Source organism: Rhodococcus sp. DMU1, assembly GCF_012272955.1.
Taxonomy (GTDB): Bacteria; Actinomycetota; Actinomycetes; order Mycobacteriales; family Mycobacteriaceae; genus Rhodococcus; species Rhodococcus aetherivorans.
Map to the genome: position 1 here is coordinate 659,287 of NZ_CP050953.1, position 17,140 is coordinate 676,426.

The 17,140-nt window shown below is 68.8% G+C and carries 16 protein-coding genes and 2 pseudogenes; 12 read left to right on the forward strand and 6 right to left on the reverse strand.

Features of this window, described 5'->3' with window-relative positions; translation table 11 throughout:
- The first annotated feature begins 39 nt into the window (after positions 1-39).
- From HFP48_RS30985 to HFP48_RS30995, 3 genes are all read left to right on the forward strand, one after another.
- Positions 40-903 (forward strand): hypothetical protein, encoded by an 864-nt coding sequence (locus tag HFP48_RS30985; protein WP_168581086.1) that lies wholly within the window; start codon positions 40-42, stop codon positions 901-903.
- A 28-nt stretch (positions 904-931) separates the two neighbouring features.
- A complete protein-coding gene (locus HFP48_RS30990; protein WP_168581087.1) occupies positions 932-1,615 on the forward strand; it encodes an enoyl-CoA hydratase/isomerase family protein in 684 nt (227 codons plus the stop codon).
- A gap of 97 nt (positions 1,616-1,712) precedes the next feature.
- Positions 1,713-2,546: an enoyl-CoA hydratase-related protein gene (locus HFP48_RS30995; RefSeq protein ID WP_168581088.1), complete on the forward strand. Its 834-nt coding sequence runs from the start codon at positions 1,713-1,715 to the stop codon at positions 2,544-2,546.
- Between the two features lie 371 nt (positions 2,547-2,917).
- Here the strand turns inward: HFP48_RS30995 and HFP48_RS31000 are convergent, their stop codons facing one another.
- A complete protein-coding gene (locus tag HFP48_RS31000; protein ID WP_168581089.1) occupies positions 2,918-3,481 on the reverse strand; it encodes a hypothetical protein in 564 nt (187 codons plus the stop codon).
- A gap of 193 nt (positions 3,482-3,674) precedes the next feature.
- Here HFP48_RS31000 and HFP48_RS31005 point away from each other — a divergent pair, with 193 nt between their 5' ends.
- Positions 3,675-4,565, forward strand: coding sequence for a hypothetical protein (locus HFP48_RS31005; RefSeq protein WP_168581090.1), 891 nt, complete (start codon positions 3,675-3,677; stop codon positions 4,563-4,565).
- 29 nt (positions 4,566-4,594) lie between these two features.
- Here HFP48_RS31005 and HFP48_RS31010 read toward each other — a convergent pair whose 3' ends face one another.
- Positions 4,595-4,825, reverse strand: coding sequence for a cold shock domain-containing protein (locus HFP48_RS31010; RefSeq protein WP_168581091.1), 231 nt, complete (start codon positions 4,823-4,825; stop codon positions 4,595-4,597).
- 543 nt (positions 4,826-5,368) lie between these two features.
- Here HFP48_RS31010 and HFP48_RS31015 point away from each other — a divergent pair.
- Positions 5,369-5,560: an antitoxin VbhA family protein gene (locus HFP48_RS31015; RefSeq protein ID WP_168581092.1), complete on the forward strand. Its 192-nt coding sequence runs from the start codon at positions 5,369-5,371 to the stop codon at positions 5,558-5,560.
- Between the two features lie 30 nt (positions 5,561-5,590).
- Positions 5,591-5,695: pseudogene (locus HFP48_RS31990) on the forward strand (cell filamentation protein Fic); the annotation flags it as partial.
- 262 nt (positions 5,696-5,957) lie between these two features.
- Here the strand turns inward: HFP48_RS31990 and HFP48_RS31020 are convergent.
- Together HFP48_RS31020 and HFP48_RS31025 are read right to left on the reverse strand one after the other, a co-directional pair.
- The gene (locus tag HFP48_RS31020) at positions 5,958-6,479 is read right to left on the reverse strand and encodes a DinB family protein (protein ID WP_168581093.1); all 522 of its coding nucleotides are present in this window, start codon (positions 6,477-6,479) and stop codon (positions 5,958-5,960) included.
- Between the two features lie 121 nt (positions 6,480-6,600).
- Positions 6,601-7,041, reverse strand: a complete 441-nt coding sequence (locus HFP48_RS31025) for a VOC family protein (RefSeq protein ID WP_168581094.1) — start codon at positions 7,039-7,041, stop codon at positions 6,601-6,603.
- Positions 7,042-7,932: 891 nt separating this feature from the next.
- Here HFP48_RS31025 and HFP48_RS31030 point away from each other — a divergent pair.
- The 5 genes from HFP48_RS31030 to HFP48_RS31050 all read left to right on the forward strand — a co-directional run bounded on the left by HFP48_RS31030 (position 7,933) and on the right by HFP48_RS31050 (position 13,693).
- Positions 7,933-8,244, forward strand: a complete 312-nt coding sequence (locus tag HFP48_RS31030; protein ID WP_168581095.1) for a hypothetical protein — start codon at positions 7,933-7,935, stop codon at positions 8,242-8,244.
- Between the two features lie 101 nt (positions 8,245-8,345).
- Positions 8,346-9,587, forward strand: coding sequence for a UPF0158 family protein (locus tag HFP48_RS31035; protein ID WP_168581096.1), 1,242 nt, complete (start codon positions 8,346-8,348; stop codon positions 9,585-9,587).
- Between the two features lie 147 nt (positions 9,588-9,734).
- Positions 9,735-10,379 (forward strand): dihydrofolate reductase family protein, encoded by a 645-nt coding sequence (locus HFP48_RS31040; protein WP_168581097.1) that lies wholly within the window; start codon positions 9,735-9,737, stop codon positions 10,377-10,379.
- A 1,154-nt stretch (positions 10,380-11,533) separates the two neighbouring features.
- Positions 11,534-12,724, forward strand: coding sequence for a Fic family protein (locus tag HFP48_RS31045; protein ID WP_168581098.1), 1,191 nt, complete (start codon positions 11,534-11,536; stop codon positions 12,722-12,724).
- A 429-nt stretch (positions 12,725-13,153) separates the two neighbouring features.
- Positions 13,154-13,693, forward strand: a complete 540-nt coding sequence (locus tag HFP48_RS31050; protein WP_168581099.1) for a DinB family protein — start codon at positions 13,154-13,156, stop codon at positions 13,691-13,693.
- A 189-nt stretch (positions 13,694-13,882) separates the two neighbouring features.
- On the opposite strand, the gene HFP48_RS31055 is transcribed toward HFP48_RS31050, so the two are convergent.
- Both HFP48_RS31055 and HFP48_RS31060 read right to left on the reverse strand, forming a co-directional pair.
- On the reverse strand, positions 13,883-14,113 hold the full coding sequence (locus HFP48_RS31055) for a hypothetical protein (protein ID WP_168581100.1): 231 nt from the start codon (positions 14,111-14,113) through the stop codon (positions 13,883-13,885).
- Positions 14,114-14,268: 155 nt separating this feature from the next.
- Positions 14,269-15,663: a wax ester/triacylglycerol synthase family O-acyltransferase gene (locus HFP48_RS31060; RefSeq protein ID WP_168581101.1), complete on the reverse strand. Its 1,395-nt coding sequence runs from the start codon at positions 15,661-15,663 to the stop codon at positions 14,269-14,271.
- A gap of 910 nt (positions 15,664-16,573) precedes the next feature.
- Here HFP48_RS31060 and HFP48_RS31995 point away from each other — a divergent pair.
- Positions 16,574-16,969, forward strand: a pseudogene (locus tag HFP48_RS31995) (MMPL family transporter); the annotation flags it as partial.
- Positions 16,970-17,140 lie beyond the last annotated feature (171 nt).

A 17,140-nucleotide genomic window follows, 5' to 3' on the forward strand; every position in this document is an offset into this window, starting at 1 on the left:
CGCTGTCCAGCAGAGGCCGACGATCGGAGGGGAAGACAGATGGCCGAACCGGCAGCGACCCTGGCTCGGCGCCTGTGGGAGGCGCTCGAGCCCCTGCATGCGGTGGCGTACTTCTCCCCACACCACCGTCGCCTCTCGCTCGACCTCGGGATGAGCGGGTACTGGATGGGCTACTTCGCCGGTCGCGCTGCTCCTCTGGGAGCGATGACCGCCGCGCCCGTGGAGGCGATGTTCTTCAGCTTCCCGGCGCGGCGCGTCGCCCGGGCCCTGCCCGAGGCCTGGGCGTACGCCGACCCGGCAACCATGGTGAGCGCCCGCATCGCCACCGCCCGCCTCGCCCTGGCCGAGCACCTGCGCGACGTCCCCCACCGGGACCTCGAGCACCTGGCGAGCTGCCTCGAGGTGGCCGTCGACGGCTGCCACTTCGCCGGCCGCCCCCTGGCCGCGGGATGGTCGCGTGTTCCCCGCCCCGACGACACCGTCGCCCAACTCTGGCTGGCCAGCACCGTGCTGCGCGAGCACCGCGGCGACGGACACGTCCTGTCCTGCGTCCACGCCGGACTGCGCGGGATCGATGCGGTGGTCGCTCACACGGCAACAGGCACGGTCACCCGCGAACTCATGCAGCGCAACCGCGGATGGACCGACGACGAATGGGACGCGTCCGAACGACGGTTGCGGGCGCGTGGACTGCTCGACGTCACGGGTCGGCTCACCAAGACCGGCGGCGCCCTGCGGCGCAGCATCGAAGACCGCACCGATCTTCTCGCCGGCGACCCGGTGACCGCCCTCGGCCAAACCGGCGTCGAGGACGTCATCGCTCTCGCCACACCGATCAGCCGCCGCCTGTTCGACCGCGGTGCGATACCGCTGCCGAACCCGATCGGCGTTCCCCGCCCCTGACCCTCACCTCTCACGAAAAAGGTGACCGATGACCGCACCGTACGACTTCCTCGACGTGGACACCGCCGACCTGGCCGATTTCGGCGTCACGGTCCTGACCCTGAATCGCCCGGACAGGAAGAACGCGCTGTCCCATCGACTCCGGACGGAACTCGCGCACGCGCTCGAATCGTCCGCCGACGATCCGCACTGCCGGGCGGTGATCCTGACCGGTCGCGGCACCGTGTTCAGCGCCGGATTCGATCTTTCGGAGTTTCGGACCGTCGACGAGAAAACCCTATGGGCCTCATCCGACCGGATGAATGTGGCCGTCGCGACCCACCCGGTCCCGGTGATCGTCGCATTGAACGGACCTGCCTACGCCGGCGGCGCCGACCTGGCGGTACTGGCCGACATCCGCCTCGGCGATCGGTACACGACCTTCTCCCACCCGGAAAGGACCGCCTTTCCGGTCGTGTACGGACCGCTGGCGGAATGCGTCGGCTGTACCCGGGCGCGGGAACTGGTATTGACCGGACGCGTCGTCGAGGCCACCGAAGCCCTGGGCATCGGACTGTTGACCGAGGTCGTCCACGACCGCCCCGTACTCGATCGCGCCCGCGAACTGGCGCGCGACGTCGCCCGCACACCCCGCGACGTACTCGAGCAGATGCGACGGAAGTTCGACGCAGCCCGGCGGTACGACCCCCGAGTGCACACCCTCGCCCTGTGACCTCTCGGCCCCGCCGCGCAGACCGCCACGGCGGCACCGCCCGCGCGGGTGCCTCGGGGCATCGCATGCACCCCTCACGACGCAAGGAACAAACACCATGACCATTCAGGTTCGACAGGTCTCGACGACCGCGGTGATCACCCTCGACCGCGAGCACACACTCAATGCCCTGGACTATCCCACCATCGACGCACTGACCGCATGGCTCGACCACGCACAGACGGACGACTCGATCCGGTCGGTCGTGCTGACCGGAGCCGGCGAGCGAGCGTTCAGCGCGGGTGCGGACATCCCCAGTCTGGCGCGCAGCATCGAAGCAGGCACCAGCCGAGCACTGCGCGACATCGTCTCCCGCGGACAGGGACTGACCCGTCGTATCGAGCAGTTCCCCAAACCCGTCATCGCCGCGGTCAACGGCCTCGCCTACGGCGGAGGATGCGAAATCGTCGAAGCAACCCATCTCGCGGTCGCCGCCGACCATGCCACCTTCGCCAAACCCGAGATCACCCTGGGCTTCCCACCACCGTTCGGTGGATCCCAGCGACTGCCCCGCCACGTCGGCCGCAAACGGGCACTCGAGATGATCCTCACCGGCGAGCCAGTCGATGCACACCGCGCCCACACAATCGGGCTCGTCAACCATGTTGTCCCTGGCCCCGAGTTGATCTCGCGTGCTCTCGACCTGGCCGTCCGCATCGAACGTCACTCACCGAGTGCCGTTCAGGCCTCCCTGGCCGCAGTCACCCGAGGCATCAACGTCCCCATCGACGAAGGCCTCGCCATCGAAGCGGCATGGTTCGCCACCACCGTCCCCACCGACGGTGTCCGGACCGGGCTCGACCGATTTCTCACCCGGGACCGCGCCACGACACGGGAAGCCACCATCGAGTGCACATACCCGCCCCAACACCCCGAACCCCACCGGGAGTAATGGTTCTACGGCAAAATCGGACGAGCCACCGACACAACACGGAAAGCGAGAACTACAAGAACTGAAAGTTCTCGCCGAATTTGTCGCTAGCGCACCGTAGTGAACTGGCGTAAACGCCGAGGCGATGACCGTCCGCGGACATGATTTTGAGAAGATGAAAGGTTCGATGAGAACCAACCAAACTGTAGGTTCCACTGCTCGGTGTCACTTATCGGTGCTTCCGAGCTGCGGGTTCTCAGCATCGTGTCAGTGCCTGATTCTCACGACCCTGTCGGAATCCTCAGCCCGGCCGCTATCGCGTAGGCCGATCCCCGAGCCGTGAGGAACTGGTCTCCGCGGTGCCGTTCTGCTGGGGTCGGGAAGACACCTACCTACGTAGGACGCCCGAATCCGGGAATCTCGAGGCTGTCGGAGAGCCACTGGCAGACTGCCTGCGCGTAGAGGTCGGGCGCCTCGACGGGAAGCAGGTGGCCGACGTCCTCGAAGGGTCGGGGTGTCCAGCCCGGCCGTCGGGCGTGCTGCATGAGCGACGTGGGGTCGACAAGGTGATCGTCGCTTCCCCACAGCACGAGTACGGGCATCTGCACGGAATCGAGAGCCTCGTTCGTCGACTTCTGCGTGATGAACATGGCTTTGACGATCGACGTGAACGCCGTGGCCGTGCCCGCGAGCCGTTCCGGGTGCTCGCGGGCCGCCTCGAGGTCATCGAGCCACAGGTCGACCTGTGCTCGTGAGACACGGCCCGGGTTTCCACCGAGGAGGTCGGTCCGGCCACCGGAGATGGAGCCCGCGTCTTCGATCGCGGTTCGCTTGGCGTCCAGTATGCGCCGGCCCGCCAGTCGCAGCACCAGGCGTGTCGTGGGCGGGCCGGCTGCGACGACGAGACGTCCCAGCGTCTGCCACCCGAATGCCTCGGCTGGTGACGCCGGCGCCACGGCAGCGCCGGGGCCACCAAGACGACTCCCCGAGTCTTCTCGGGCATCGTCGTGGCGGCCAGCGCCGCCACCGGGCCACCCGTCGACCAGCCTGCGGCAGCACCTGGCTCTCGAGGCGGAGCTGCCGGGCGAAGGCCGCCACGAAGCGAGCGTCCAGGTCCGCGCGTGGCCCATGCCGATACGGATCACCGGTGTGGCCGACAATCGTCTCCGCCGCGACACCCGGACGCCGGCGGACACCGCTGAGCTGCCCACAGTGCCCGGCAGCGACGCCGCCGCCTTCCTCAACGAGGCGGCCGCCGCACTCTCACACGCCGACTACACCCGCGTCGCCGCGGTCTATCACCAGGCCGTCGAGACGACCGATTACCGGTTGACCCGTTGCGGCACGGCTCTCGACCTGCCGCAGCGGATGCTCGCCTACCTGCCCGCGCCGCGCTCCCACCTGCGCACGTTCTACGGCACGATCCCCCACGGCCGGGCCCTCCACAGGCACGCCGCCGTCGGCCTCTATCGGTTCCTCGGTGACCTCGTCGCCGACAGTCCCGGCCGCAACCACACCCTCACCCGGCTCCGTGGCGCCCAGGCCGCGTTCGAGCAGCACGGTCTGCCGCTGACGCTGCCACCGAACCTGGCGTACATGGTCGGTCCGGGCCTGACCACCATCGCGATCACCGATCGAGTCGTCACTCGTCTCCGGGCTAACGCCGCCAACCCTGCGCATGCCGTCGCGCTGGCCACCCTGCTGTTCACCGGCGCCACCTTCGACGAACTCCGTTCGTTTCCCAGGCTCGCGCTGATCGAGGACACCTTGATCGCCGTCGGCGCATCCGCTGTTCCCCGCCCTACCGAACTGTGTCTCTGGGTGATCCCGCCACCGGCCCGGCCCCTGCTGCACGCCGCCGTCTTCCAACGAACGCGCACCAACTCCACTGGCGCGCTGTTCGCCGAGGCGGTCGGGAGGACCGGCAGGTTGCGGCGCACCGCAGCCACGTGCGGGTTGACGATCCCGGCCCTGCACCGGTGGCGCGATGGCTGGCTCCGCCGGACCGGCATCCTCAACCTCGTCCTGGACGCTCCTTGACTCCGGTGTCGGCGCCCGCATTCGTCCAGTCAATCGGCGGAAACCGGGCGCACCTGGGAAGCTACGAAGACCAACCCCTCCACGAGGCCACTCGACCGCTGCCACTCGAAGTCGACCTGCTGTCCCGGATCGAGTGCGCGGAAGCCCGGGACCTCGACCTCGCTGAAGTGCACCCAGCAGCCGCCCGGAGTCTCCGCGCACTCGAGGACACCCCATCCGTCCTCGCGGTGCCACAGACGCACAACACCTCGTGAAGTCATCTGCCGAGCATGCCCCTACTCCCTGATTCGCCGCATGAAGTCAGCAACACCGATCAGACTCCCCGTGGGGAGACGAAGCCGATCACCGGAACCGTTGCTCCCTCGGACCGGGAACAAGACACCGCTCGGTCGCAAGGCCCAGGTCGGCGCGAATTCCGGATCATCCTCGCCCGGACTTCGCTGACATCAAGCGGGAAAACCCACTGACACCCTGCGGGAAAAGCCCAGTTTGCCGCACTGACATCCCGGTGGGAAGTCTCAGCGGGCGGGCGTGTCAATCTTCACGGCCTCTCGATACCGCAGGAAAGCGACAAATGGGGCGTATGAGTGACCTAGATCTATGTCACTCATGGTTTGTGTGGTGTCCGTGACGAAAATTGCCATTTCGCACCGTTTCGCCGGAAACAGCAGGTAGGCGCATTGTCGGTCGCAGGACCGATGCGGGAATCGCCCGGTAACCTGCGGAGGAAGGGCACGCTGGTGTCGGCTCGGGGAAGCTCGGGCACCGCCTCGGTACGCTGAATGAGGTTAGGGGGTGGCTCGATGGCAATTCGTCGACCGTTGGACGAGCGTACGCGTCGGGAGCGGGCGATTCGTGCGGCCCGCACGACCAGCGAGTTGGAGGGGGCGCGCAGCACCGAGGCCACCCGCGCCGACCAGGACGCGTATGTGCGCGGGGAGATCGACATCGCCCAGCTCGGCGCCCGGGTCCGCGCGCGCTACAACCTTGCCTGAGAAACCGACCGCCGCTCGTGCGGGGCGTGGGTGAGCGCCTCGCGCCCCTGGGACACCGGCGACGTCGAGGCCAACTGCACGGGGCATTTCTTTCCCGGGACCGAGGTCCTGCGCAATCGGGTCGGTGCCACCACCCGCGACGAATAACACCTCACACCTCCTCGAATGTCGAGCCTCGGTGGTGGCCTGCAGGAAGTCGTTCGCGGGCTAGCTAATGGACGAGTGCTCACGACGGGCACGACATCCATCAGCGATCACGGACCTCCTGGCTCGCCAGCGGAGGCGCGGTCCGAGCCCAGGACTAGAGAAGTCCAGCCGACCGGAGTGCTCACCCACCGACTGCTACCAGGTGCCACGTCTGCCGAACCAGGGGACTTGGCACCTCCCATTAGCCGAATCAGCCTGCGACATCGTGCAGATGGTGCTCGACGTCGTGCAGCAGATACTGGCACAACTGTGCGATGGTGAACCTGCGGCCGTCACTGCGCAGGCCGTCGCGCCGCCAGTCCTCGGCGCCCTCGACGATCTTGACGGTCTCGTCGGTGCGTGACGCGATCTGCCGGGCCACGTCGGCGGGATCTGCCGCCCAGAACCGCCGGCGGATCGCCTCGGCCTCGCCGTCGTAGTCGGCGAACGTCGCGGTGTCCTCGGTGCTCATCGCCCCCACGCGTTGTCCGAGGACGGCGATGAGGTCACGCGCGTGGGAGGCGTACTCGAGTGTCGACCGCACCCTCGGAGCGGGACGCTCGGCGACGTCCGGCCGCCGCAGCACGGCCTGCCAGCGGGGCACGCCGGCGCGCAAGCGTTCACCGGTCGTGGCCGGATCGTGCAGCGTGTACCCGCACTCGGGGCACCCTCGATCGAGCACGAAGGTCCAGTCGCGAGTGTCGGGCTCGGCGGGTTCCGGTGCGGTGTCCATGGCCCCATGGTGCCGCGATACGGGACGCGTACGGGACTGCTGCAGACGGGCATTGTTCACGTGGTCGCGCTACCGCTGCGGCCAGGGCGACGGAGTGACACACGTCGGTAATGCGCGCGCGTCAGCCGATCTGCTCGAACAGGGACACGATGATCCCTTCGGGCCCCCGCGCATACGCCATCCGCACGCTGTGGTCGTACTCGCCGATGCCGCCGATGAGTCCGTATCCGTCCGCAGCCACGGCGTCGACGGCCGCCTGGAGGTCGCCGACCTGAAAGGACACGTTGCGCAGCCCGAGCTCGTTGGCCATCGCCGTGGGTGATCCGGGCACGTGGTCGGGCGTGCGGAAGGTTGCGAGCTCGAGCCGGGTCCCGCCGTCGGGCGGCCGCAGCATGGCGATCTGACAGTGCGCGCAGGGGATGCCGCAGACGGTTTCGACGAACTCGCCTTCCACGGATCCGGCGCCCTCGACCTCGAGACCCAGAGCGACGAAGAACGCCGTTGCCGAGTCGAGGTCCGCGACGGTGATGCCGACGTGGTCGAAACGTTGTACGTGTGCCATGGGATCCATCCTCCGATGGGTGTCGTGCCGCTTCGAGGCCGGGACGGAGCCGGGGCTGGGATCTCGACCTGTTCCTCCCGCGAAGCTGTGGTCAATCCCGGGTTGCGCAAGGTCGTGCGGGACGACAGGTTGCCGTCAGCTGCCGGTACCCGTGCGTGTCGCCGACCACGGTGCCGGGGCGGGGGTGGGTCCCCGATGATGGAGCCCGTCCCAGCCGAGCCGCACTTCCACATCGGTTGCGCCGCCATCCGGATCGCCTCCGCAGCGAAGTCGGCCGACCACACCCGATCGGGCTCCCAACGACTCTCGTAGAGCACGTGGCCACGATGGGTGGCTGGCCAGAACGTCCCCGCGTCATGGGGGCGACGACGATGAGTCCGGACTCGGCGAACTTGCACACCATGAACAACGTGATGCGGATCCACGGCAGCGACCGTTGTCGCGACAGGACCGCTGCTGTCCTGCACGTACCCGACCTCGACCTCGCTGGTCCTGGGCACGCATCCAGTGTTGTACCGAGTGACACGAAACCGGACAAGTGATACGCGAGGTGGCCTCAGAGGTGAAACGGGCCTGGTCAGGGAGGTTGAGGGCAGGTCGGGGAATCGTCGGCGGAGAGCTTCGGCGTCGAAGGTCATGTCCAGGGTGTCCATGGCGTATGCGGCGTAGAGCATGCGGGAGGCTTGCGGTGAGAGCTGGGCCAGGGCCGCGGCCATCGGACGCAGTGCTGCGCGCGGAATATGCCTGGCCGATGCGGCGGGACGGATGCGGCGGGCGAAGTCGTCGAGAGTGAGGGTATCCGGCCCTGAGAGCTCCGGAGTGTCTCCGACGCAGTCATTTCTGCTGTGGACACGCTCGACCAGCGCGGCGACGTCACGGACCGAGACGAAGGTGATCGGGTTGCGCCCCGACCCGGGGATCACCGGCCGACGGCCACGTTCGAGCACGGCGCTCCAGGTTTCCAGGTACGGCGAGATTGCCGCCCTGCAAGAGGGCATCGACACCGAACGGCTGACCCGCATGCGCCACAATGCCGCCACACGTGCCGACCAGGGGTGGCCGCGCCCCGGTGTCGATGCCGACCGTGCCGCCGACGTGCTGTGGACCTGCACCGTCCCGGATCTGTACGAGGCGCTCGTCCTGCGCCGGGGCTGGAGTCCCGAGCAGTACGGCACCTTCATCGCCGACACTCTCCCGCCGTAATTTGTTTGCTTCGCGGGGAGTTCTCGGACACCGAGCATTCCTGCGGACATCTTGTGGCCGCAGCCGGTCGGTGTCGCGGCCCGGCATGCCATCCTCGGGGGATGGCACGAACGTGGTTGTCGGTGACGGTGGAACTGCTCGGCGGGCGCGGCGAGGAACTGTGGCCCTGGCCCGGCCGCGTCTTCACGGTCGGACCGTCGCACACCTTCGAGGACCTGGCCAATGCCGTCAACGACGCCTTCGCCCGATGGGACCGCTCTCACCTGTCGATGTTCACCCTGGCCGACGGCCGAGTGGTCACCGACGTGCAGACCGGGGCCGAGATGGCCGAGTCGATCGGCGGCCCCATCACGGAGACGGTGGACATCGCCTCGGCCAAGGTCGCCCGGCTCCTGGAGCCGGGAGCGGAGTTCCAGTTCACCTTCGACCTCGGTGACAACTGGACGCACCGGTGCGTGGTCGGGGAGCAGAAGATCGATCCCGTTCAGGTGCTGGGTATCCGCCCCGAGGTCCCGCTGCCGTACTGGGGATGGGGCAACATCCCGGACCAGTACGGGCGCCGGTGGGCCGACGACGACGGGCAGAGCCGCCCGCCGCGCAGACCGAGCCGCCCGCACCCGATGCTGCTGCACGCGTGGCCCGCACGCGAGCAAGTGCCGACACTCGACTTGTCCGAGCTGCGCGCCGCCATCGCTGCCGCCGATGCGGCCCGTTTCCTCGCCGCGGTGCGCGGACACGACGTCGACGACGTGCTTCACCAGGTGGGGGCCGGCATCCCGATGGCCCTGGCGCAACGACGCCAGGAGGCCGAGCCGGTGGCTCTGTCGGTGATCAACCGGCTGACCTGGCGCGCCGGTCCCGGTGACGCGGTGCTGGCCGAGGACCTGCTCGCGTGTCTGCGCGGCAAGCCGCTGCCAGGGCGAGTAGTGCCGGTCGACCTTGAGATGCTCGGTGCCACATTGGAAGGCGATCCGGGCCTGTCGACCGGGGGCTACGTCGACCTGCGCACCGGGGAGGTGTACGACGAGAACAGCACCGACCCGACGACGGTCGGGCAGGACGCCGCCGTCGACATCGACGCCGAGCCCGACCGCTGGCTGCGGTTCGACCGCACCGATTCGAGGGACGGCTGGCGCGACATGGCGGCCTTCGCCGAACGGCAGCATGACGCGACGCTGCGGGAGCGACTGGAGCGGGCGATCGAAGGCAGGGGCGCGTTCGGCCGGTTCCGCGACCTCGTCCACCAGGAGGGCCTCGCCGACCAGTGGGACGCCTTCTCCACCGACCGCCGCCTCGGTCGTGCCCGACAGTTCCTCGCCGACGAGGGCATCCGCGTGGGGTGACAGCCCACGCCGTGTGTGCCACGGGTGTCTCTGCCCCCTCGGCTCTCGACCGACGGAACACGATTTCCACGTTCCGCGATGAGTCCGGCCACCTCCGCCGGTCGGTACAGGTGTATCCGGTTCATCCGATCTTTGAAGGAGTCGCCCATGCCCCGTACCCGGATCCACAACATGAACATCTCCCTCGACGGGTACGCCGCCGGCGAGCAGGTGACGTTCGATGCCCCGATCGGCGGTGCCCAACGGCTGTTCGACTGGTTCGACGGACGCGTCATCCACGGGGTCGACCGGGTAGACGCCCCGGTCACGTTGGACCGCGCCCTGACCAGCCTGTGGAGCCAGGGCATCGGCGCGGAGATCATGGGCCGTCGCAAGTTCGGCCCCCAAACCGGCGAATGGCCCGACGACGGGTGGCGGGGCTGGTGGGGCGACGAACCGCCATTTCACACCCCGGTGTTCGTCATGAGCCACTACCCACACCCCAGCATCGACTTTCCCAACGGAACCAGCTTCCATTTCGTGGACGCGCCACCCCACGAGGTGCTGCGCATGGCCCAGGACGCGGCCAACGGTCACGACGTCCGGATCGGGGGAGGACCCTCGACCGTCCGGCAGTTTCTGCAAGCCGACCTGATCGACTTCATGCACCTGGTGATCGTCCCCATCACCCTCGGGCGCGGCGTGTCCCTCTGGGAGGGCTTGAGTGGCATCGAAGACCGCTTCACGGTGGAGACCGTCACCTCACCCAGCGGCCTTACCCACCAGCTCTGGAACAGGAACGGCCACAACTGAGCCCAATTCTTCGGGCCCCGGCAACCCGAGACGGCCACATGCCGATGACGTGACCTGCAGAACTGGCCGTGGCGGACCCGGGGACGCATGGGATCGACACCGGTCACCGAGATGGTCGTACTTGAAACTATGGCAACGGTGATGTCCCTTGTCGCGGTGAAAGCGCACCTGTCGGGCGGGTCCACACCCAGCACGAGCGCATCACGATCACCGTGCATGGCTCGCCCTCGGCTGTGCTCATCGCCACCGAGGACCTCGGGTGTCGACCCTGTGCGCCGGGGCCGAGCCGGTGGCCGGCCGAGGATGGGGCCGTGGCGCAGGGGTTCGCCGACATGGCCGCCGGCTACCCCGGCAACGGCAATGCCTAGCGCCAGCAGCAGCTCACCGACTCCCTACGGGCCGCCCTCGAGTCTCGGGTGGTGCTCGAGCAGTCCAGGGCATCATCGCCGAGGCCCGTCACCTCACCCCGGCAGCGTCATTCCCGAAACGTCGCAGGCTCGCTCGTCGGCGAGGCGACGTACCCGACGGTCGGTGGTGCCGACCGGCAGGGTCACCGTCATTGACCCCAGCCGCATGCTCGGGGTGCGGCGGGAGCGCACCTGCATGTCCAGCCGGCGGTGCCAGCTCTGCAGCGGGCCAGTCGGTCAGTGCGATACCCACTGCAGCACAAGGCAACGCGGTCTCGGTCTCGTCGGTGAGGCGTTCGACCAAACGGTCGGACGTTCGGTGCTCCACCGGCGCGGATCCGTAACTGCGGGGTCGACGGTCACGGAAGGGGTATCCCTCCCCCCGCGGCGCCGCACGAGCGGAGCACGGCGACGGCATCGGCTCCGCCACAGGGCACCGCGTCGACTTTGTCCTGTGCGGTGCCGTGTGGGGCGCACTGGTTCGGGATTCAACCCCTGGATGCATCCAGCGCAGTGAGGGCATACCGGACGCTGTTCTGGAACACTGCGAGATGTCACTGCGGCTGGCGGATTGGCCCACCGAACCCGTCGGTGATCTACCCATCGTGGACGACCTCGGGCGACGGCCTCGACCTGTGTCCCCGCCGTCTCCGGTACACCACCGACGCTGTTGACTACGTTTGCGAGTTGAAAAGTAAGCTAAGCTCGCTGTTGTCTGCGTTTCACCCCCGAACGAGGAGAGGCCCTGTGTTCTGGCCGCCGCACCGCACCGAGACCCGGGACTGGAACCCGCGTCATCGGCAGGGCTCGCGCGCCGACCGCACCCTCAAGACCGTCGACGTCTCGATCCCACCGAGGATCGGCTCCCTCGATTGCGACCTGGTCGGCACCGTCGCCCGCGCGCACGAGGAGGCGGTCATCGCCGTCGCCCGCCTCGAAGCGCGCTTCGGTGAGCACCTGGCACCGCTCTCGGACTTCCTGCTGCGCAGCGAGTCGGTGGCATCGTCGAAGATCGAGCACATCGACGCGGGCTGGCGCGAGTTCGGCAAGGCCCTGGCCGGGGGCAAGGCAAGCGACGAGGCCAAGTCCCAGCTCGCCGCCGTCAAGGCGCTGATCGCGATGGTCGATGCCGCTGGTGACGGCCCGATCACGCTGGATACCCTGCTCGGTGCGCACCGGCTGCTGATGGCACCGGACTTCTACACCGCCCGCGACTCCGGCACCGTCCGCGACGTGCAGAACTGGATCGGCGGCAGCGACTACACCCCGATCGACGCGCTGTTCGTGCCCCCGCCCCCGGAACTCGTCGCCGAGCTGATGGCGGAGCTGCTGGAGTTCGCCAACCGCACCGACCTGCCGATCCTCGCCCAAGCCGCGATCGCGCACGCCCAGTTCGAGTCCATCCACCCGTTCACCGACGGCAACGGACGCATCGGCCGCGCCCTGATCAGCACGATCCTGCGGCGCCGCGGCCTGACCCACCGGGTCACCGTCCCGTTGGCGTCGGTGATGCTCGCCGACACGCGCCGCTACTTCGACGAGCTGACCAACTACCGCCGTGGTGGTGCCGACAGGTTCGTCGAGTACGTAGCCCGCGCCGCGATCGTCTCCAGCGAGGCCGCGCAGGACTCCGCCCGCGCGCTGGCCGAACTCCCCGACCACTGGCGGGACCTCGGTCGGCCGCGCAGCAACTCCGCCGACGAGAAGATCATCGACGCGCTGCTCGACACCCCGATCTTCAGCGCGGACACCGCGCAGCAGATCACCGGCACCACGGACGCGAGCACGTACCGCGCTCTCGGTCGGCTCACCGCGGCTGGGGTGCTCGAGGTGCTCTCGGAGAGCAAGCGCAACCAGATCTGGGCAGCCGTCGACGTGCTCGCCGAACTCGACGCCCTGAGCACCACCATCGGCAAGCGCACCACTGAGCACTTGTAATCGTTGCCCCGGCACCGCACCCTGCGTGCCGTCGCCGAGGCGGCCGTCGGAGCCTCATAGAACCTCTCGGATCCCGAGTGAGGGTAATGAAATTAGCTCGTATGAAACAAGTCTCGGGCAGATCGGCATGAGCGCCCTGGAATGCCCCCACCGGCATCTCGCCAGCCAACCCCGCGCTCACGTGCGGTCTCGCGCTGGATCTCGACGAGACCCGGCAGCTCACCCGCAGCCACCGGCCGCCCGGAGAAATCACCCAGGTTCACCCCCGGCCGTGCTCGGCAAGGAGAGCTGGTTCTGACGGCCGGATGAGGCTGATGCGCCGGAGGGGCTCGATCGACGTCGGCCGAGCATGGAGATCGCCATTCGCCTACTCGCCTCGAACGCGCGAGACTGGGGAGAGAACATCGAGGTAGGCCGAAGCGGACGGCAATGACCGAGCGTGACGAGATCACCAGGCGAGAGATCGATGCTGAGTACGAGCGCGCCCGGGTCACCTTCCACGGGTTGCTCGACAGTGCCGATCCGGACGATTTCGACCGGCTCTCCAACGGCACCCGCTGGACGAATGAGCAACTGTTGTTTCACATGGTGTTCGGCTACATGATCGTGCAACGGCTACTCGTCGTGGTGCGATTGTTCAGTCGTCTCCCCAACGGCGTCGGCAGAGGCTTCGCGAGGCTGCTCGACGCCGCCACTGTCCCCTTCGATGAGATCAACTACCAGGGATCGCGCGCGGCCGCGCGGTATTTCAATCGGTACCGTATGGGCCGCAAGTTCGACCGGGTGATTGTGTCGCTGCGCCGAAGTCTGGCTACGGAGTCGGGGGCGGATTTGCGTCGCGGAATGCACTTTCCGGCGCGGTGGGATCCGTTCTTTACCTCCTTCATGACGCTCGAGGACGTTTATCGCTATCCGGCAAAGCACTTCGAGTTCCATCGGCGGCAATTGACGATCCATCCGGATCGCTGACTATGCGCCGATCCCTTGCGAGCTTCGGTGGTCAATACAGCAGCTCGTGGAACGGGCTGCTGAGGATCGGGTTATGAAGCGATGAGCCGGGCGTGCGCGGGGTGTGTAGGTGGCGAACGGTTCTGCCGCGCTCAGCCCGCCGCTTGTCTCAGCGGAAGCGGCGGTCGCCGCCGGCAAGGATGACCACGCTCATCCGGTGAGTTCTACGACGGTCAGCCAGACCTTGACCGCGGACAGCAGCAACAGCAGTACCAGGATCGGGAGCAGCGCGACGTTGCGAACGCCACTGAACAGGAACGCCCGGGCGTCGTCGCCGTACTCGATACTCCTCGTCGGATTGTGGATCCGACCGCCCAGCATCGCTGTGGCGACCCGGGCGGAGACGATGCCGAGGCGGCAGACGTTGCGGCCGATCCTCATCGATCGTGGGCCTCATCGTTCCGCATACCCGGTGCGGCGGGCGGGTTCCGGTCCGAGGCGGCGGAGCCAGCTGCGCCGGCGTTGCTGCCGCGACCCACCTCGGGGGGGCGGTGAGGATGGGTGCTGATTCTGTCCTCCGGGCATCTCCCGCCCGGTCAGGTGGGGTCCGTCCCGGGTGCGGTGCCGAGGGTGTGTTCGAGCGCGGCCAGGGATTTCTCGAGCAGGTGGGGTAGTTGCTCGACGTGGGGGACGGCGTGGCGGTCGGCGACGATCCCGAGGTCGAGGTGGCCGTTGCCGGTGGTGACGGTGATGCTCAACCCCTGGCCGGGCAGCAGTACCGGGACCGGATACAGATTGGTCAGGCGTGCGCCGTTGTAGTACCGCGGCCGGGGCGGGCCGGGCAGGTAGGAGATCAGCACGTTGGACGGCGGCGGCACCCGGTCGGTGAACCGCCGGGCCGGTTCGAGCAGCCACGGGCTCAGGCGCACCGCGCTCAGCAGCAGGAACTGGGTGTGGTTCAGGGCGGCGACGACCCGATCGGTGCCGGTCAGCGCCGCGGTGATGCGGGCCAGCCGGGCGGCCGGGTCCGCCTCGTCGGTGGCCAGCTCGATCACCGTCGCTCCGGTGCCCGGTTCGTGGCCGCGGGGTCCGACCGCGGCCCGGCCCAGATCCAACGGCACCGGCAGCAGCGCTGTCACCGGGGCCTCGGGCAGCGCGTAGCGGTCGAGCAGGTATTCGCGCAGCGCGCCGGCGCACATCGTGAGCACGACGGCATCGAGGGGGGTGTGGGCCGCCGCGGCGAGCCGGTGCAGGCGTTCGGTGGGCCAGGAGCGGGCCGCGACGGTGCGGGCGCGGCCGGAGTCGAGGTTGAACAGGGTCGGCGGGCTCTGCAGCGGCAGCGTCAACTGCCGCTCGCGTAGCCCGTCGGCGACGAACTCGGCCAGCGCCGGCACCATGGTGAGCAGATCGGTGCCGGCACGCAGCCCGGCGCGCAGCAGGGCGGTCGGGGTGCGCCGGTGGGCCGGGGGCGCGGCGACGGCCGGGCTCCACGGGGCCGGGCAGTTCCGGGTCTCGGGGTCGGTGGCCATGGCCCGGTGCAGCAGCCGCAGGCCGGCCGGCCCGTCCGCCAGGGACAGGTGGATCTTGGTGAACAGGGCGGTGCGACCGTCGTCGAGCCCTTCGATGACGTGCACCTCCCACATCGGGCGCGTGGGATCGAGCGGGATGCTGTGGATCTGGGAGACCAGCGACAGCAGATCCGTCCGCGAGCCGGATCCGGGCACGGCGGCATGGCGCACGTGATAGGCCAGATCCACCTTCCGCACCCGGGACCACGAGGGGTAGCCCAGGCCGTGGGCCGGTCGGCTGGGACGCCGGCGCAGCACCTCGGCCACCTCGCCGTGGGTGAGCAGCGCCTCGACCATGCGGCGGGCGTGCGCGTCGGTCGCGTCCGGGGGTGGCTCGAACAACGCCAACGCACCCAGGTGCAGCGGCCGCGACGGCGTCTCGAGCAGCATGAACAGTGCCTCGGACACGCTCATCGCGGGCATGGCACCTCTCCTGGGCCTCGTGATATCTCGGGTACTCGGCCGAGCACCCCGGGTCCGCTCGCTACCGTGCTTACCGTCACCGGGACCTCTCCGGCATCGGAACCGCAGTATCCGAAGGGGTTTCCGCCTCCGCCGCCGACGGGTCCCGGCCGGCGGGGGAGGGCCCCGACGGGGGGGGGTCGTACCCGGGTGGGTATGCTGGGTGTCACCAGTGGTGCCACTGGGTGCATGAACTGCCACAGCCCGCCTCTCCTCCCCCTGCAGGTGGGGCTGTGGACTCGGGCGAAGTGCCCGAGCCGGATGCCCTGCCCGACCCCCCGGGGCAGGGCATCCGTGCGTCTGCGGGCGAGAGAGCGCCGGAGGGCGCACGGCCGGCCGTGTTCCGCCGCGGTGCATCCGGCCGGGCCCCCACCTTCTCGGCGCCGGTCCCTGCGAGGAAGCGGCATGATGGAAGGGTGACGTCTGCGTCGCCCGAGGCCGGTGACTCCGGCGCCCCGGACCCGCCCTCGAGGGTGCGAGACGTTGCCCGACAACATCGTTCACGCAGAAAGTACAGACCACCCGATACGGTGGCAGGATCTGCGCCCGGTCGCAGCCGCTACCGGAGTATGTCGCCCGCCACCGGAGCACACCGGACCGTCGGCCGCCTCGCGGGACGAGCGTCGATCGAAGGAGAGCGCTCATGCGCGCCGACACCCGGATCGCCGCCGGCTATGTCCTCGGTCGCCGGCACACGCTGCGCACGGCGGTCATGCCGGCCGGGGCCGGGTGGACCGGACGGTTCCCGGGACCGGCGGGTCGCTGTCGGGCCGGGCCGGCGACCCGTCCGGCGGTGACCCGACGGCCGGCGCGGCACCGAGGAGACGCGCCGCCGACCGCACCCAGTCCCCCCACACGATCACAGGGTGAGGAGCACCAGGTGTTCCTGGTGACCCGGATGCGGGAGGAGTACGTACGCGGCAAGCCACCCCGGGAGGCGATGGTGGCCGGCTACCACCACGGCGCCCGGGTGGTGACCTCGGTGGCGATCATCATGATCTCGGTGTTCAGCGCGTTCATGCTGGAAGAGGACATCGCGGCGAAATTCATGGGCTTCGCCTTGGCGGCCGGCGTCTTCCTCGACGCCTTCATCGTCCGGATGGTGGTCATACCCGCGCTGCTGGCGCTGCTCGGCGAATCGTCCTGGTGGTTGCCGAACTGGCTGGACAGGATCCTGCCCAATGTCGACATCGAGGGCGGGCGGTTGTGTGCTCTGGCGGCGGCCGAGCACGGAAACGAGCGCGAGGTGCTGGCTGCGGCTCGGTAGCGGGATATGCGATGCCCCGCACACGTCGGCGTCGTAGATTCGCCCGTGCAGGTCGCGACCCGGTCACCCCGAGATCAACGCCGGGAAGCACGGCCTTCGCCGACGCTCGCAGGTCTCGGGCGGGGCGCCGATTCCGGGCCCGAAGCAAGCACCTGACCACTGCCGGCGCGA

What these genes read in the sequence shown, in the direction of transcription:
- HFP48_RS30985 (WP_168581086.1), top strand. Translation starts at nt 40, where the DNA reads ATGGCCGAACCGGCAGCGACCCTGGCTCGGCGCCTGTGGGAGGCGCTC.
- HFP48_RS30990 (WP_168581087.1), top strand. Translation starts at nt 932, where the DNA reads ATGACCGCACCGTACGACTTCCTCGACGTGGACACCGCCGACCTGGCC.
- HFP48_RS30995 (WP_168581088.1), top strand. Translation starts at nt 1,713, where the DNA reads ATGACCATTCAGGTTCGACAGGTCTCGACGACCGCGGTGATCACCCTC.
- HFP48_RS31010 (WP_168581091.1), bottom strand. Translation starts at nt 4,825, where the DNA reads ATGACTTCACGAGGTGTTGTGCGTCTGTGGCACCGCGAGGACGGATGG.
- HFP48_RS31015 (WP_168581092.1), top strand. Translation starts at nt 5,369, where the DNA reads ATGGCAATTCGTCGACCGTTGGACGAGCGTACGCGTCGGGAGCGGGCG.
- HFP48_RS31020 (WP_168581093.1), bottom strand. Translation starts at nt 6,479, where the DNA reads ATGGACACCGCACCGGAACCCGCCGAGCCCGACACTCGCGACTGGACC.
- HFP48_RS31025 (WP_168581094.1), bottom strand. Translation starts at nt 7,041, where the DNA reads ATGGCACACGTACAACGTTTCGACCACGTCGGCATCACCGTCGCGGAC.
- HFP48_RS31035 (WP_168581096.1), top strand. Translation starts at nt 8,346, where the DNA reads ATGGCACGAACGTGGTTGTCGGTGACGGTGGAACTGCTCGGCGGGCGC.
- HFP48_RS31040 (WP_168581097.1), top strand. Translation starts at nt 9,735, where the DNA reads ATGCCCCGTACCCGGATCCACAACATGAACATCTCCCTCGACGGGTAC.
- HFP48_RS31050 (WP_168581099.1), top strand. Translation starts at nt 13,154, where the DNA reads ATGACCGAGCGTGACGAGATCACCAGGCGAGAGATCGATGCTGAGTAC.
- HFP48_RS31055 (WP_168581100.1), bottom strand. Translation starts at nt 14,113, where the DNA reads ATGAGGATCGGCCGCAACGTCTGCCGCCTCGGCATCGTCTCCGCCCGG.
- HFP48_RS31060 (WP_168581101.1), bottom strand. Translation starts at nt 15,663, where the DNA reads ATGCCCGCGATGAGCGTGTCCGAGGCACTGTTCATGCTGCTCGAGACG.